This window comes from Halobacillus sp. SY10 (assembly GCF_045401165.1).
Classification (GTDB): domain Bacteria; phylum Bacillota; class Bacilli; order Bacillales; family Halobacillaceae; genus Halobacillus; species Halobacillus aidingensis.
Window position 1 is genome coordinate 3,863,239 of record NZ_CP174345.1, and the last position, 14,384, is coordinate 3,877,622.

Sequence of the window (14,384 nt, forward strand, 5' to 3'; positions counted from 1 at the left end):
CTTATCCAAACAAAATTTCCATAATCCGCTTCTTCGTTTTACTTCGATTCGACATTTCCTCGAGGCGATCAAGAGGAATGTACAATTTATGATCCGTCCGTTTTTTTCCCGAAATCGATTCGACAATATCGGAAAGCCTGGACAGTTCCTTCAACTCGTCATTTGGCTGCAGAAGGTGAATGGGCAGCCTCTCCCCTTCTTCACCCGGGCGATAAAAGTCATACGGAAGGTCCGAACTTGAGTCGACGACTAAATAATAATCAGGGTTCAAACCAGCTTTAGTGAACAGTTTATAGAGTTCCATCCATTCATTCATCTGGGAATTCGGATTGAACTCGATATATTTGAAAAGTTTACGGTTTACGAAACGCTGACATAAATCACTCAGTACCGCGTCTTCTTCTTTCATCCACGTCTGGAAATAGTAGAGAACGACCGCTTCATCCAGCGCCAAATATTCTTCAAGGGTAGGCTCACCAGAAAAGAAGGACAGAAAATGCACCGGTTTCAGCTCAAAGTTGTACCCTTCTTCGTACAGTTCCTTCGCACGGTGGAGAATTTTAGTTAAAATGACTTCTGCACTTCTCGTTACAGGATGGAAATACACCTGCCAGTACATTTGGTAACGACTCATAATATAATCTTCGACGGCATGCATGCCACTCTCTTTGACAACGACCTGATCTTCCATCGGCCGCATCACTCGAAGAATTCTTTCCATGTCGAAATGACCATAGCTGACTCCTGTGAAATAAGCATCCCGCTGCAAGTAATCCATTCGGTCCGCATCAATTTGACTGGATATCAAGCTGACGACGAGCTTGTTTTCATACGTCTTATTAATAACGTCGGATACTTTTTTAGGAAAGCCTTTTTCCACTTTGCTGAGTACCTTGTTCACTTCGGTATCTCCAAGTAAGATTGCCTGAGTGAAATCTTCGTGATCCAGCTTGAACACTTTTTCAAAGGAATGCGAAAAAGGTCCATGACCAAGATCATGCAATAGCGCAGCACAAAGACAAAGCAACCGCTCCTCCTGATTCCAGTTCGGACGGTCCTTGAAGTTCTCGATGATCCTTCTCACGATTTCATAAACACCTAAAGAGTGGTTGAAACGGCTGTGTTCAGCTCCATGGAACGTCAAATAAGATGTGCCGAGCTGTTTGATTCTACGGAGCCTCTGAAATTCAGCGGTCCCGATCAAATCCCAAATCACCCGTTCTCGAACGTGGACATAACGATGTACGGGGTCTTTAAAAACCTTTTCTTCACTTAACTTCTCATCACGATAGGCCATCAGTTTGTCCTTTCTACACGACATTTTTATCTATTATATACCTTAAATTCCGACAAAAAAACATCTTGACAGACAGAAATTGACAGGTGTTCTCCGAGAAACCTGTCTATAAGCGCTCTAACTTTCGATATGATTTTTTATCCATCAGAGAATTTTACAATCGATCTTCCATTCATGCAAGAGGCGAGTTTTGGTATAATGGACGTTGCTACCGAAAAGGAGAACGAATGCTATGAATGAACTACATCCATTATTAAAACCAGAAACGTATCGCTTCATCGACCAAAGCAATTTAGGCCCTGGATTTTCGGCTTTACAGTCTTTTGCTATGGACGATGCGTTATCCATAAGTGTCGGTGAACGTATGAGCCCGACAACGGCAAGACTCTGGGTCCACCACGATACGATTGTACTCGGGATTCCGGATGCCCGCCTTCCTTATATAAAACAAGCCATCCAACATTTGAAGTCGAACGGTTACAATGTGATCGTCCGTAATTCCGGTGGTCTCGCCGTCGTGTTGGATGACGGTGTTTTGAACCTTTCCCTCATCTTCCCTGATTCTAAACAGGTAAATATCCATGACGGTTATGAGGCGATGGTTTCGTTTATCCGCCAACTCTTTTCCGATTTGACGAACGGCATTGAAGCTTATGAAATCACCCAATCCTATTGTCCAGGGACATATGATTTGAGTATCAATGGCAAAAAATTCGCCGGCATCTCACAACGCCGGGTTAAAAACGGTTCCGCTGTACAGATCTATCTTGACGTAAGTGGAAGCGGCGCAGAACGTGCGGCGCTTTTGAAGCGGTTTTATGAACTGGGCAAACGCGACGAAGAGACCCGCTTCAGCTATCCTGATATCGATCCAAGCGTCATGGCATCTTTAAACGAATTACTGGGCACTAACCTCAGTGTTGCCGACGTACGTGACCGTATATTGATGAAACTACATGAACTCTCGGGTCACCTTGTCACCCATGCTTTAGAAGGGGACGAAATCGACTGGTTTCATAAGCGGTTTGAGCAAATGATCAAACGAAACGAAAAAGCGCTCGACAACCTGGAATAAGGTTGTCGAGCGCTTTTCTATTTCTTCTCCGGGTTTGAGCGATTCTTCTCCGGGTTTGAGTAAAAAAGCTCGCTGGACGTTGTCCGCGAGCTTTTTCACTTCTTTATAGAGCTTGAGCAGCAGTGATGATGGCGAGCTTGTACACGTCATCAGAATTACAGCCGCGGGATAGATCGTTTACCGGCTGGTTCAAACCTTGCAGAATCGGACCGACGGCGTCAAAGTTACCCAGGCGCTGGGCAATTTTATAACCGATGTTTCCTGCTTCAAGGCTTGGGAATACGAACGTGTTCGCTTCACCCATTAGTGGAGAATCCGGAGCTTTTTTCTCAGCTACAGATGGCACGAACGCCGCATCAAACTGGAATTCGCCATCAATTAATAGATCTTTGTTTTGTTCTTGGGCAATCTCAAGTGCTTGTGTCACTTTCTCCGTTTCAGGGGACTGGGCGGACCCTTTCGTTGAGAAGCTTAACATAGCGACTTTTGGATGGATATCGAATAGCTGGGCTGTTTCTGCACTTGCCAAAGCGATCTCTGCTAAGTCCTGGCTGTCAGGGTTGATGTTGATAGCACAGTCAGCAAATACATATTTCTCTTCATCACGGACCATGATGAACACGCCAGAAGTTTTCTTAATACCGGGCTTCGTTTTAATGATTTGAAGAGCTGGACGCACAGTGTCTGCTGTAGAGTGAGCGGCACCACTGACAAGCCCGTCTGCTTTACCCATGTAGACAAGCATTGTACCGAAGTAATTTCCGCCCTGCAGGATTTCACGTGCTTTTTCTTCTGTCGCTTTTCCTTTACGGCGCTCGACAAAGCTTGCGACCATTTCATCAAACTCATCGTAGTTTGCAGGATCAAGAATTTCTGCAGCGGAAATATCTACATTCAATTCAGATGCTTTCTGTTCTACTTTTTCTTTATTACCGACTAATACAGGTGTCAACATTCCGTCAGCACCCAATTGACTCACTGCTGTTAGGATTCTTTCATCTAATGCTTCTGGAAATACGACTTTCTTGCCTTTTCCATCAATTTTAGACTTCAAAGTATCAAATAGGTTACTCATGATTAACCCTCCATTTTTTCATTCTGTTATACATGATAAGACCTTTTGTGTTCAAATGAAAGTGGTTCGAATCAAGTTTTCCGTTTGAAGCGATTTCATTTTATAACTTTACCCTATTTCTCTACAGATGATACTTCTCCAACTGTTCACTCTTTTGTCATACCCGCATCGTTATCTATCCAAATGTAAATGTGTTATATTTATGGAGGATGTTTTATTAGTACAATACTTCAATGTAAAAGGAGCGATCGATCCCATGCCAGAAGCAGTAGTTACCATGGACGGTTGGTATTGTCTGCATGATTTTCGTTCTGTCGACTGGACAGCATGGAAGTATGCATCAAACGAAGACCGTGAAGAAGCGATCAATGAATTCAAAGAATTGATCGGTCAATGGGAAGAAACAGAACGCAGCAAAGAAGGTAGTCATGCTTTATATACAATTGTCGGTCAAAAAGCAGATTTCATGATGATGATTTTACGTCCGACAATGGAAGAGCTGAACGAAATTGAAACGGCCTTCAATAAATCCAAGCTGGCAGAATTCACGAAGCCTTCCTATTCGTATGTCTCTGTCGTTGAGCTTTCCAATTACATGGGGAGTACGAATGAGGATGATCCTGAAATTCAGGCACGCTTACGCCCTACCCTTCCGAAGTGGAACCACATTTGCTTCTATCCGATGGACAAGCGCAGGCAAGGAAATGACAACTGGTATGTCCTTGAAAAAGATGAACGTGCCAAACTCATGTATGCCCACGGGATGACAGGCCGTCAATACGCCGGCAAGATCCGTCAGATCATTACCGGTTCCATCGGTTTTGATGACTGGGAATGGGGCGTTACACTATTTGCTCATGATGTTCTTCAATTCAAAAAGCTCGTTTATGAAATGCGCTTTGATGAAGTAACTTCACGTTATGGCGATTTCGGATCTTTCTATATCGGAAACATCCTCAAGCCAGATGCTGTCGAACAATTTTTACAAGTATAAATAAGAAAGCTGCCAGATGATCTGGCAGCTTTTTTATATCCCCTTTCTTTCACTAACGCTCCCGTTTATGGAAGACTCAGTTTCGAGACTTTTGTTAAGTGGATAGGGGCTGAGGGGGATGACTCGCTTTCCATGGGAGAGCAAGGAGCACATACCACGCATCCTTAAAGGAAGCCTTGCCTAGTTGAAATAATAAATGACCATTCCTGGCCATGGATACGGGGTCAGGGAAACGATGATTTGCGGTGTTTTGGTTCAGTCAGGAGAAAAACACCCACGTTCGTGTCTCCATTCGTTTTTCATGCGGACGTTTCCCAGACCCTGCTCCCACGCCTTATTCGTGCAGAATGGTTAAAAAGACTCTATAACGGCGTGGGTGAATATGCCTTTATTTCAGAGCTCGGCAGGTTACTGGTAGGGGGATCTCGAGAAGCTCATATGGTAAAGGGGCGGAGGGAAACGGTGAGACTCCTGTGGGAAGTGCGTGGTAGATGAGACCCCGCAGAGCGTTAGCTCGAGGAGGCTCATCACTCGCCCACGGAAAGCGAACCTTTTCCCGGAGCCCCTAGAATCCCACAAACATCTCGAAATCAAGTCTCCCACAATCCTGCCATATTGTTTAGGAACAGTAAAAGGACTATCCCTTCTTGGGAAGTCCTTTTTGTTGTCCATCAGAAAATATTTTTAATCATATCTCCATAGGCGTCCAACATATAGTGTTAAAGAACATGCAATCATGCCTTTATTAAAGTGAGGTGACCGCATGGCTGTTGTCCCCTTCAATCAGGCCGATGTCAAATTATTAGCGAGGCTTATGAGAGCAGAGGCTGAAGGAGAAGGTAAACTAGGCATGCTTATGGTCGGAAATACAGGAGTCAACCGTGTGCGAGGGAATTGCATCGATTTTACGGAGATCGATACGATTCGTAAGATGGTGTTCCAGAGTCCCGGCGGCTTTGAGGCTACTCAAAAGGGATACTTCTACCAAAGGGCACGGGAAAAAGACAAACGGCTTGCAAGAAGGACGATCAACGGTGAGCGGTTCCACCCTGCCACAAATTCACTTTGGTTTTTCAAGCCTTCTGGAGACTGTCCAGCTCAATGGTTCGGCCAATGGAATACGGGCAGGTTCAAATCCCACTGCTTCTATTCTCCGATTCGGTCTGACTGTCCTAGTGTTTATTAATTCCAATAAGGAGTGATTCAATTGGCACAAAAGAAACCGCAAATGGGCGGACAGGGTCAGGGGCAAGGTCAAGGACAGCCGATGTACGGCAGCCAATCCTCCCCCTATTACGGCCAAAACCCGTATATGCAATACTACCCAAGTGCACAGATGCCAATCCAAGGAACCCAGCCGCCGCAAGGTCAGCAAGGTGGTCTACAAGTGCCGCAAATGCAGCAAGCCCAATCAAAAGGAGTAAACCCTCCGAATATGCTTCCTTCCGAAGAATCATACATTGAAAACATTTTACGGTTGAATGCAGGAAAACCTGCCACAGTGTATATGACTTTTGAAAACAACGACCAGTGGAACGCCAAAGTTTTCAAAGGAATCGTTGAAGCCGCAGGAAGAGACCATATCATTCTCAGCGATCCTCAAACAGGGAAACGTTATTTACTCTTGATGGTCTATCTTGATTACATTACATTCGACGAAGAAATCAACTATAACTACCCGTATGGCGGCGGACAGGGAATGGGCAATTATCAACCCCGCTAATGAAGCAAAAAACTCGCTATTTCGGTAGCGAGTTTTTCATTTCCATATTCAAAATTACTGGCTATACGCCAAAAGAAAAGGGTGTACAAATGCGACCTCCATATGAGAGTTACCAGAGAGCCCAGTTAGGTGCCCTTTTGTTAGCTGTAGTTCTTGCCGTGGTCGGTTTATTCCAGCTCGAACACCAATGGATCATCTTACTCATGTTTTATGTTCTAGCGGCGAGCTTTGCCCTAGAAGGTATGGTCGAGATGAAACGCCAGCAAAAAGTGAATGCCATCATTCAACTGGTTAGGGCGGTCATTCTTCTGTTTTTCACGACGATCCTTTACTTTTAGTATTAAATAGATTTAATGACAGCGTAACCCAGCAAAATCCAGCCGATCAAAAATGACAGACCTCCGAGTGGAGTGATCATAGCAAACACTTTGATTCCAGACGTAGCATAGATGTAAAGACTTCCGGAAAAAAGCAGGATTCCAATTAAGAAAAACCAACCTGCACCTGTCATCGCACCGGTCTGGATTTTGCTCATCAATAGAGCTGTGACAAATAAAGCCATCGTATGGAACATTTGATAATCAACGGCTTTCCCCCATTGATCCAGTCCTTTTTCGGAGACCTTGCCTTCAAGTCCATGAGCACCGAACGCACCTAAAGCGACGGATAAAAATCCATTGATTACGGCTAAAATTAAAAAAAGCTTCATTTTTTCTCCCCCTTAAAAATCGAAAATAGAAGACCCATTGGCTTCATCATGGTCAATTTTCGTTTCTTTATCCTCTTTCTGGACGGGCTCAGGGTTGCCTGCTCCCATCATCTTGCTAATTTCTTCGACTGTTGGTTCTTGGACCGCAGCCGGTGAACTTTGCGGACTGGTATCTTCCTCTAACAGTAAGTCAGCAAGCAATTTCACAGAACGCACATGCTCCCTCACTTTTTGCTCATTTCCATGCTGCAGCATCGCTTCCTGTATCTCACTGGACATCTTTTTCAAGACCGTTTTGTTGGTAATTGCCATAGATCGTTTTCTCCTTTTCGATATAAGATGGTTCTCTGTCGTAGTTTAACACGTTCCCCTCTCCCCTGTCCTTTTCTCTCCAGCAGTTTCAACAAATGTTAAAAAGTTACCTCGCTGAATTCAATTACCCACTATTCCAGATAAGCTCCCTTTTCTGGAAGAATCACTTTCGAGACTTTTGTGTGAGTTTAGGGACTGCGGGAAAAGGTTCGCTTTCCATGGGGCGGTCGGTGAGCCTCCTCAGGCTACGCCTTCCGGGGTCTCACCTGTCCCACACGTCCCATAGGAGTCTCACCGTTTCCCTCCGCCCCTTTGCCATATAAGTGTCTCGAAACCACTTCCAGAATAAGCTGCTTTTATGCACAGATTTAATGGAGGGTACGAACTTGAAGGCACTCTATTCTGGGTGCGGAAAGCTTGTTATGTAGCGCTTTATGCATATAACACAAGGATAGTGGAAGTCCCCCTCCCACAGTAAAGGGGGTGGTTGGGAAGCTGCGAGACTCCCGTGGGAGAAAGAAGATAGGCGAGATCCCGCAGGACGAATTCCCAGGAAGCTTGCCACTCCCCCACAGGAAAGCGAGTAGCTTCCCAGCCACCCCCTAACGCTCAACAAGGCAAACGAACCCCAAAAAGTCTCGAAATCGAGTCTTCAACAAACCTGCCATATCTTTAATATCCACTCTAAAAATTCCAACATGTAAAAAAGAACCCCGACAAATGGTCGGGGTTCTTGGGTTCTAAATTTATAGAGAGATGACACCGATTTGGTTTAAGAAGATCAAAACAATCATGACTGGGGCAATGAACTTAACGATTGTAAACCATACGTTGCCAAGCAGCCCTTTTTTCATATCGGTGGCTTCCAATGCTTCGGATTTCTTGAAGTACCATCCTACAAGAAGGGCCATAGACAGACCTCCAAGTGGAAGCAAGATGTTGGAGGCGATATAATCCATTGAGTCGAGAATATTCAAGTCTCCAATCGGGGTGACGCCGGACCATAAGCCAAAGCCAAGGGAAACGCCAATTCCGAGTACAAACATAATGGAGCCCACCAACACACTCGTGGCAAAACGCGTCCAACCGAAAGCTCTCATAAAGTAAGCTGTCGGTACTTCCAGTATAGATACAGATGATGATAAGGATGCCAGAATTAAGGCGAAGAAGAACACCAGTCCGATGATTCCTCCAAATGGCATCTGCTCAAAAATACTTGGAAGTGTAATGAACACAAGTGGCGGGCCTGAACTTGGATCAATTCCAAACGCAAACACAGCCGGAAAAATCACAACACCTGAGATGATGGCGAAAAATGTATCCATGATGCCGATCCCAAGCGTCGCACTCGGCAGTTTGTTTTCTTTTTTCAAATAACTGCCGTACGTCAACATGGCTCCCATTCCAAGGCTCAAGGAGAAAAAGGCTTGACCCAGGGCTGCTATATAAATGGACGGTTTACTAAACGCTGTCCAATCAGGTTGGAACAAAAATTTCAAACCTTCTGAAGCTCCCTCCAGGGAAAGACTGAAGAACGCAAGACCGATCAAAATGATGGCAAGCAATGGCATGAAAATTTTGTTTGCTGCTTCAATCCCTTTCTTAACACCACTCAACACAATCACAATGGTTAAGATCATGAATAGTGCTGTCCAGGCAATCGGATGCCAAGAGTGGCTGATAAATTGGCCAAACGCCCCTTCATAACCAACTTCAGGCGAAGTAAAGAATGATCCATTAATATAATTCCAGAAATAAAAGATCGCCCATCCAGCTACCACAGCATAAAACCCTAAAATTAAGAAAGCACTGGCAATACCAAAGAATCCCGTCAAATACCAAGGCGTCTTAGGAGCCAACTTCTGAAATGAACCCACAACATCACTTTGCGCTTTCCTTCCGATACTGACTTCAGTCAATAACAGGGGTACTCCAATTAAAAGTACGAATAATAAATACAAGATTAAAAAGGCGCCTCCGCCATTATTACCTGCTACGAAGGAGAACCTCCATATATTTCCTAGTCCGACAGCTGACCCCATTGCGGCAAGCATAAAGCCCAGCTTCGTCCCCCACTGTTCTCTCGCCATACTCACTACACTCCTCTCACTCATTCATCTAATTCAGCCGCTCTCTTTTTTTATTCGGCTTAGTGAAATATTCATCAGCATACCATAGAATGAGCGAGTGTAAATACATATTCTGAAATTTCATTTAATTTACAGTCGGTAATCGATCATGGAAGAAGTTCCAGATTGATTATTCTTCTTTATTTGCTTCTTTTCAGCAAATTGCAAGCATTCTGTGCCTGTAGATTTCAAAACGAATGCAGAAGGTATTTCTTTCGTTTTGAACCCGTAAGCCTCGCACGCTCTCGGAAAAGCTGGGTTCCATGTTGTACGAAAATGCTTGCAACGGAAGCAGTTGACCTTTTTCATATCGACCCTCTCTCCTGCCAAATGATATGGTAGAATCATAGCACAGCTAAAGCCCGTTCTCTAGGAGGCTATTATGGAAGCATGGTTTAGTGAACAAATTGACCAAACTTTTACTACATTCGGTACCAGCCATACATGGATGCTCTCTATTTACTTGGTTGTTTCTTTAGTAATCCTTTTGATGCATCAAACCTTGAAAAATTCCAGCGTACTGCATAACATTGTGCGCTACAGTCTATTATTTCTGTTAATTATATCGGAAATCAGCTATCAAACATGGACAATCATGCACGGTCTCTGGATGGAAGGGAGCCACCTCCCCCTCCATTTATGCGGGATCGCTTCTTTATTAGGTGTTGCCGCGCTCATTACCTATCACCCTAAACTGATTAAGATCACTTTTTTTATAGGTATTCTGCCCGCAGCCATTGCCTTGATCACTCCCGATATCCCTCATGGATATGAGCACTTCCGCTTTTGGAAGTTTTTTGTGCATCACATGGCCATCTCCTGGACCAGTCTTTTTTTAATCATATCGACAAAAGTCACGATTAAAGGAAAAGACTTGTTGGAAACATTCTTCTATTTGATCATTTACAGTGTGTTCATCTTCATTTTCAATATTTACTTCGAGACCAATTATTTGTATTTGAATGGACCTCCCATTGCAGGTACCCCTCTTGACTGGATGGGGGAAGGTGCTATGTATTATATCAGTCTAGTTTTAACAGCACTTTTTGTTTTTTCCCTTATGTATTTCCTTTACAAGCTCATCAAAAAAACTAGGTAGTCCCCTTGTTATTCAATATAAGGGCAGGATTCTTGAAGACTCAGTTTCGAGACTTTTGTAGAGTGGATGGGGGCTGCGGGGAATGACTCGCTTTCCGTGGGAGCGAGGTTAGCCTCCTCGGACTGCGTCCTGTGGGGTCTCACCAATCACTTTTTTCCTCTTCTATATCCGGTTTCGGCGCCTAGCGGCTAGTGAGACTTCCCTCGCTTCTGTACGATAAGTCAACATCGAATCACTCCGTCCTTCGTGTTTCCTTTATCTCCGCCAGCTCAAGGCTTGTCCATACGCCGCTGATCGAGGCGCCTGCACACTTAAAGTAGGAGTCTCCCCATTCCCCTCCGCCCCTTTTGCCGTATTAGTCTCTCGAAACCACTTCAAGAATCATCTCATTTCCAACTGGATGTAGGTTTTTAATTGGAGCACCTGTGCCAGGTATTTATTTCCCTATTGCTGATATAGGGCGGTTCTACCTACATCCCATGATGATTGGAAGACATCCACTCTCGGTATAGGGGTTCGTATCTCTTTCACATGGAATGGGGTGGTTGGGAAGCTGCGAGACTCCCGTGGGAGAAAGGAGATAGGCGAGATCCCGCAGGGCGGTTAGCCCGAGGAGGCTCGCCACTCCCCCACAGGAAAGCGAGTTGCTTCCCAGCCACCCCTAACGCTCAACCATGCAACGAACCCTGGAAACATCTCGAAACTGAGTCTTCCAGAAAAGGGAGCTTATCTACAAGAAATGATTCGATATCACAATAGATAGGGTGCGTATACGATTAGAATGATCAGTACCCAGATGACATCGACGAAATGCCAGTAATAATTGAAGATTTTTTGCTTTTCTATGAACAAGGACTTCGGCATCGTCTGCTTGAACTGGACCATCAAAAGAATCATCCACACCAGCCCAAACGCAACGTGTGACGCATGAAGTCCAACAAGTACATAAAAGGAAGCGAGGAAATTGTTCATCGTAAGGGTGTAGCCTTCACTCCAGTACTTGTAGAACTCATGAACTTCCAATCCCATAAAAATGCTCCCGAGCAGGAAAGTCGTCCCCAGTCCGATCCAGATCTTGAGACGATTCCAATTTCCCAACCCACTCTCCGCTATTAGTAAGGTACCGCTGCTTGAAAGAAGGAAAACGGATGTCAATACGACGGTTCGCAGCTCGTAGACTTCTGTAGGATCGGCTCCCCGCGGTGAAGGGGTGTAAAGGATATAGGTGGCGAACAACGTCGCAAACATGATGGCTTCAACGACTAAATAGAGGAAGAAACCGAGTCGTTTGTCATTGAATAAAACCTCTGATGTCTGTTTCATGATTCTTCCTCCTTTCGGTACACAGCTTTCCTTTCATCATTAAACACACGGTAGATGAAGAAACCTAGCGCAGCGATTCCACCCATTACCTGTATCCAAACCCATCCATATATAAAGCCGATACTCATGACAATCAAGACACCCGCTAGCAGGACGGGAGCGACCGTTTGAATAGCGATTGGAGAAGGTCTTGGCTCATCGGATTCTGGAAGCTTCTTTCTCTCCACTTTGCTGTACCAGTAAGGATCGATGGAATTTATTTTTGGAATAGGTTGGAAAGGATGCTCAGGCGCTGGGGATCCGACGGTCCATTCCAGAGTCCGCCCATCCCACGGATCGGCACCCACGGGGTCGGTAAGACGGTGAGTCTTATATAAATTCAATAAGACAATAAGCATACTCGCCCCCATCAAAAATGCTCCAATCGTACTGACGAAATTCAATAGGAATACACCATCTTCCCACGTGTAGGTGTACACGCGGCGTGGCATCCCGTTTAATCCAGCAAAGTGCTGGGGCATGAACGTCAAATGAAAACCGATGATGAAAAGCCAGAAATGCCATTTGCCTAGTTTTTCATCAAGCATCTTCCCTGTCATTTTCGGGTACCAATAATAAATGCCTGCAAATGCCCCAAGAATCGTTCCACCAATCATCGTATAGTGAAAATGGGCCACGACGAAATATGAATCATGATACTGGTAGTCAGCCGCTGCTACAGCGAGCATGACACCTGTCACTCCTCCAATGACGAATGTAGGAATGAACCCTAATGAAAACAGCATAGGAGTCGTAATCCGGACAACCCCTTTTCGCATCGTAAACAACCAGTTGAATACCTTGATCCCGGTCGGAACGGCAATTAACATCGTAGTGATGGCAAAGACCGAATTGGCCAGAGCCCCTAGTCCAACTGTAAACATGTGATGCGCCCATACCATAAACCCTAGAAGTCCGATTAAAGCAATCGCAATGACCATGGATGTGTACCCATACACTCTTTTCCTTGAAAATGTGGAAATCACATCAGAAAAGATACCGAAGGCAGGAAGGATCAAAATGTACACTTCTGGGTGACCGAAAATCCAAAATAAGTGCTGCCAGTACACAGGATCGCCGTATTCCCCAAGAAAGAAGCTCGTTCCATAAATCCGGTCGAACATCAATAACAATAGGGCTACCGTTAAGACCGGAAAAGCAATCAGGATAAGAAAAGATGTAACGAGGGTAGCCCAGGAGAATAAGGGCATCCTTGTCATCTTCATCCCTGGCGCACGAAGACGGATGATGGTGACAATCATATTGATCGCAGTAAAAATGGTACCAAGGCCTGAGACTTGAAGACCGAATATGTAATAGTTGTTATTTGGGCCTGTGGTAAATGTATCTGTGGCGAGTGGAGCATAGGATGTCCACCCTGCGTTCGGGGCAGCATTGAAGAAAAAGGCCATATTGAAAATGATGCCGCCGGATACAAACAACCAAAAGCTGATCGAATTCAAATAAGGAAAAGCAAGGTCATTGGCCCCCAACTGAAGAGGCACAGCAATATTCATCAAGCCAATCAAAAGAGGCATGGCAACGAAAAAAATCATCACTGTCCCGTGCGTCGTAAAAACTTCATTATACTTTTGAGATTGGAAGACCCAGAAATCATTTTCCGGTATGGCCAGCTGCGTCCTGATGAACATCGCGTCGATGCCGCCACGGATAAAGAAAACCATAGCAAGAAAAATGTACATCGTTCCAATTTTCCGATTGTCTGTAGTTGTTATGTAATCCCAAACCAATGGCCATTTCTTTCTCGTTGTCATCCACCATAATAAGGCGGCACCCAACAGAATGGATACAATCCAGGCCACAACGATATCTGAAGGTACTTCCCCTACGAAAGGTACATACATCCCATTCACCTCTTCTCCCCATGTTTATTCTTTTTCCAACCAGCTTTCAAATGCTTCCTGACTCACCACTTTCGTTTCAAACCTCATCAAAGTATGCTCCGCTCCACAAAATTCTGCGCATTTCCCCTGATATGTCCCCTCTTCACGTGGCTCAAACGATAACCTTGTCTCTTCACCAGGGAGAACATCAATTTTCCCTGATAAATTCGGAATCCAGAAGGAATGGATGACATCATTAGAAGTGAGGCGGAATTCTACTTCCTGATCTACAGGTAAAACGAGCTCATCATAAGATTCTTTTCCGTTCTCATAAGTGAACTTCCAGTTAAATTGCTGGCCTACCACTTCAACGGTCATGGCGTCTCCCTGAGATCCTTCTGCTGAACCTGACACTTTCGAGGTTAAATCATATGTAGCCTTTACCGTCGGAACAGCTAAGATTGCAATCAATAAAAGAGGAACGAGCGTCCATGTGATTTCCAGCCATTTGTTCTCCTTCTCATCTGGGGGAATATCGAATTTCGCCTTCCCTCTTTCCCGAAACTTCCTAAGAAAGGCGACGAATAAAACAAATACGACGATCAGCACAAGCATCATAATGCCGAAACTAAGATAGATTAAGTTCGTCAATGTATCAGCTGTATCGCTTTTTGGATTAAGAACTCTCATTTGGCACCCAGATAAGAAAGCGATTACGAAAAAGAACAAAACTAGTTTCTTCACCGACTCTTCCCTCCCGTCCAG

15 protein-coding genes are annotated in these 14,384 nt (G+C 44.7%); 6 read left to right on the forward strand and 9 right to left on the reverse strand.

From position 1 onward, the window contains the following. Position 1: 1 nt before the first annotated feature. The gene (locus ACJA3J_RS19535; protein WP_406945050.1) at positions 2-1,297 is read right to left on the reverse strand and encodes an HD domain-containing protein; all 1,296 of its coding nucleotides are present in this window, start codon (positions 1,295-1,297) and stop codon (positions 2-4) included. A 232-nt stretch (positions 1,298-1,529) separates the two neighbouring features. Between ACJA3J_RS19535 and ACJA3J_RS19540 the strand changes: the two genes are divergently transcribed. Then, complete coding sequence (locus tag ACJA3J_RS19540) at positions 1,530-2,372, forward strand: biotin/lipoate A/B protein ligase family protein (protein ID WP_406945051.1); 843 nt, start codon at positions 1,530-1,532, stop codon at positions 2,370-2,372. Between the two features lie 103 nt (positions 2,373-2,475). On the opposite strand, the gene pta is transcribed toward ACJA3J_RS19540, so the two are convergent. Then, a complete protein-coding gene (pta, locus tag ACJA3J_RS19545; RefSeq protein WP_089654941.1) occupies positions 2,476-3,447 on the reverse strand; it encodes a phosphate acetyltransferase in 972 nt (323 codons plus the stop codon). A 256-nt stretch (positions 3,448-3,703) separates the two neighbouring features. Between pta and hemQ the strand changes: the two genes are divergently transcribed. From hemQ to ACJA3J_RS19565, 4 genes are all read left to right on the forward strand, one after another. Continuing rightward, on the forward strand, positions 3,704-4,441 hold the full coding sequence (gene hemQ / locus ACJA3J_RS19550) for a hydrogen peroxide-dependent heme synthase (RefSeq protein ID WP_406946333.1): 738 nt from the start codon (positions 3,704-3,706) through the stop codon (positions 4,439-4,441). 763 nt (positions 4,442-5,204) lie between these two features. Further along, positions 5,205-5,627, forward strand: coding sequence for a cell wall hydrolase (locus ACJA3J_RS19555; protein WP_089654939.1), 423 nt, complete (start codon positions 5,205-5,207; stop codon positions 5,625-5,627). Positions 5,628-5,708: 81 nt separating this feature from the next. After that, entirely contained in the window at positions 5,709-6,164 is a 456-nt protein-coding gene (gerQ, locus tag ACJA3J_RS19560; RefSeq protein ID WP_406946334.1) for a spore coat protein GerQ, read from the forward strand. 89 nt (positions 6,165-6,253) lie between these two features. Next, the gene (locus tag ACJA3J_RS19565) at positions 6,254-6,502 is read left to right on the forward strand and encodes a hypothetical protein (RefSeq protein ID WP_115823551.1); all 249 of its coding nucleotides are present in this window, start codon (positions 6,254-6,256) and stop codon (positions 6,500-6,502) included. A gap of 2 nt (positions 6,503-6,504) precedes the next feature. On the opposite strand, the gene ACJA3J_RS19570 is transcribed toward ACJA3J_RS19565, so the two are convergent. From ACJA3J_RS19570 to ACJA3J_RS19585, 4 genes are all read right to left on the reverse strand, one after another. Then, complete coding sequence (locus ACJA3J_RS19570) at positions 6,505-6,873, reverse strand: DUF423 domain-containing protein (RefSeq protein ID WP_406945052.1); 369 nt, start codon at positions 6,871-6,873, stop codon at positions 6,505-6,507. A gap of 12 nt (positions 6,874-6,885) precedes the next feature. Continuing rightward, positions 6,886-7,185, reverse strand: coding sequence for a YwdI family protein (locus ACJA3J_RS19575; RefSeq protein ID WP_406945053.1), 300 nt, complete (start codon positions 7,183-7,185; stop codon positions 6,886-6,888). A 746-nt stretch (positions 7,186-7,931) separates the two neighbouring features. Then, positions 7,932-9,275: a sodium-dependent transporter gene (locus ACJA3J_RS19580; RefSeq protein WP_406945054.1), complete on the reverse strand. Its 1,344-nt coding sequence runs from the start codon at positions 9,273-9,275 to the stop codon at positions 7,932-7,934. A 129-nt stretch (positions 9,276-9,404) separates the two neighbouring features. Continuing rightward, entirely contained in the window at positions 9,405-9,623 is a 219-nt protein-coding gene (locus ACJA3J_RS19585) for a uracil-DNA glycosylase (RefSeq protein ID WP_406945055.1), read from the reverse strand. 73 nt (positions 9,624-9,696) lie between these two features. Here ACJA3J_RS19585 and ACJA3J_RS19590 point away from each other — a divergent pair, with 73 nt between their 5' ends. Continuing rightward, positions 9,697-10,413 carry a TIGR02206 family membrane protein gene (locus tag ACJA3J_RS19590; protein WP_406945056.1) on the forward strand — a complete coding sequence of 239 codons (717 nt, stop codon included), beginning with the start codon at positions 9,697-9,699 and terminating at the stop codon, positions 10,411-10,413. 750 nt (positions 10,414-11,163) lie between these two features. Here ACJA3J_RS19590 and ACJA3J_RS19595 read toward each other — a convergent pair. From ACJA3J_RS19595 to coxB, 3 genes are read right to left on the reverse strand one after another with little or no spacing between them, the layout of a single operon-like run. Then, complete coding sequence (locus ACJA3J_RS19595; protein WP_406945057.1) at positions 11,164-11,736, reverse strand: cytochrome c oxidase subunit 3; 573 nt, start codon at positions 11,734-11,736, stop codon at positions 11,164-11,166. Next, positions 11,733-13,640 carry a cytochrome c oxidase subunit I gene (gene ctaD, locus ACJA3J_RS19600; RefSeq protein ID WP_406945058.1) on the reverse strand — a complete coding sequence of 636 codons (1,908 nt, stop codon included), beginning with the start codon at positions 13,638-13,640 and terminating at the stop codon, positions 11,733-11,735. The genes ACJA3J_RS19595 and ctaD overlap by 4 nt, the downstream gene beginning before the upstream one ends. 24 nt (positions 13,641-13,664) lie before the next feature. Next, on the reverse strand, positions 13,665-14,363 hold the full coding sequence (gene coxB, locus ACJA3J_RS19605) for a cytochrome c oxidase subunit II (protein WP_089653557.1): 699 nt from the start codon (positions 14,361-14,363) through the stop codon (positions 13,665-13,667). Positions 14,364-14,384 lie beyond the last annotated feature (21 nt).

Bases quoted from the DNA above. Each gene is read 5' to 3' on its own strand.
- ACJA3J_RS19535 (WP_406945050.1), bottom strand. From the start codon at position 1,297: ATGGCCTATCGTGATGAGAAGTTAAGTGAAGAAAAGGTTTTTAAAGAC.
- ACJA3J_RS19540 (WP_406945051.1), top strand. From the start codon at position 1,530: ATGAATGAACTACATCCATTATTAAAACCAGAAACGTATCGCTTCATC.
- pta (WP_089654941.1), bottom strand. From the start codon at position 3,447: ATGAGTAACCTATTTGATACTTTGAAGTCTAAAATTGATGGAAAAGGC.
- hemQ (WP_406946333.1), top strand. From the start codon at position 3,704: ATGCCAGAAGCAGTAGTTACCATGGACGGTTGGTATTGTCTGCATGAT.
- ACJA3J_RS19555 (WP_089654939.1), top strand. From the start codon at position 5,205: ATGGCTGTTGTCCCCTTCAATCAGGCCGATGTCAAATTATTAGCGAGG.
- gerQ (WP_406946334.1), top strand. From the start codon at position 5,709: ATGTACGGCAGCCAATCCTCCCCCTATTACGGCCAAAACCCGTATATG.
- ACJA3J_RS19565 (WP_115823551.1), top strand. From the start codon at position 6,254: ATGCGACCTCCATATGAGAGTTACCAGAGAGCCCAGTTAGGTGCCCTT.
- ACJA3J_RS19570 (WP_406945052.1), bottom strand. From the start codon at position 6,873: ATGAAGCTTTTTTTAATTTTAGCCGTAATCAATGGATTTTTATCCGTC.
- ACJA3J_RS19575 (WP_406945053.1), bottom strand. From the start codon at position 7,185: ATGGCAATTACCAACAAAACGGTCTTGAAAAAGATGTCCAGTGAGATA.
- ACJA3J_RS19580 (WP_406945054.1), bottom strand. From the start codon at position 9,275: ATGGCGAGAGAACAGTGGGGGACGAAGCTGGGCTTTATGCTTGCCGCA.
- ACJA3J_RS19585 (WP_406945055.1), bottom strand. From the start codon at position 9,623: ATGAAAAAGGTCAACTGCTTCCGTTGCAAGCATTTTCGTACAACATGG.
- ACJA3J_RS19590 (WP_406945056.1), top strand. From the start codon at position 9,697: ATGGAAGCATGGTTTAGTGAACAAATTGACCAAACTTTTACTACATTC.
- ACJA3J_RS19595 (WP_406945057.1), bottom strand. From the start codon at position 11,736: ATGAAACAGACATCAGAGGTTTTATTCAATGACAAACGACTCGGTTTC.
- ctaD (WP_406945058.1), bottom strand. From the start codon at position 13,640: ATGTATGTACCTTTCGTAGGGGAAGTACCTTCAGATATCGTTGTGGCC.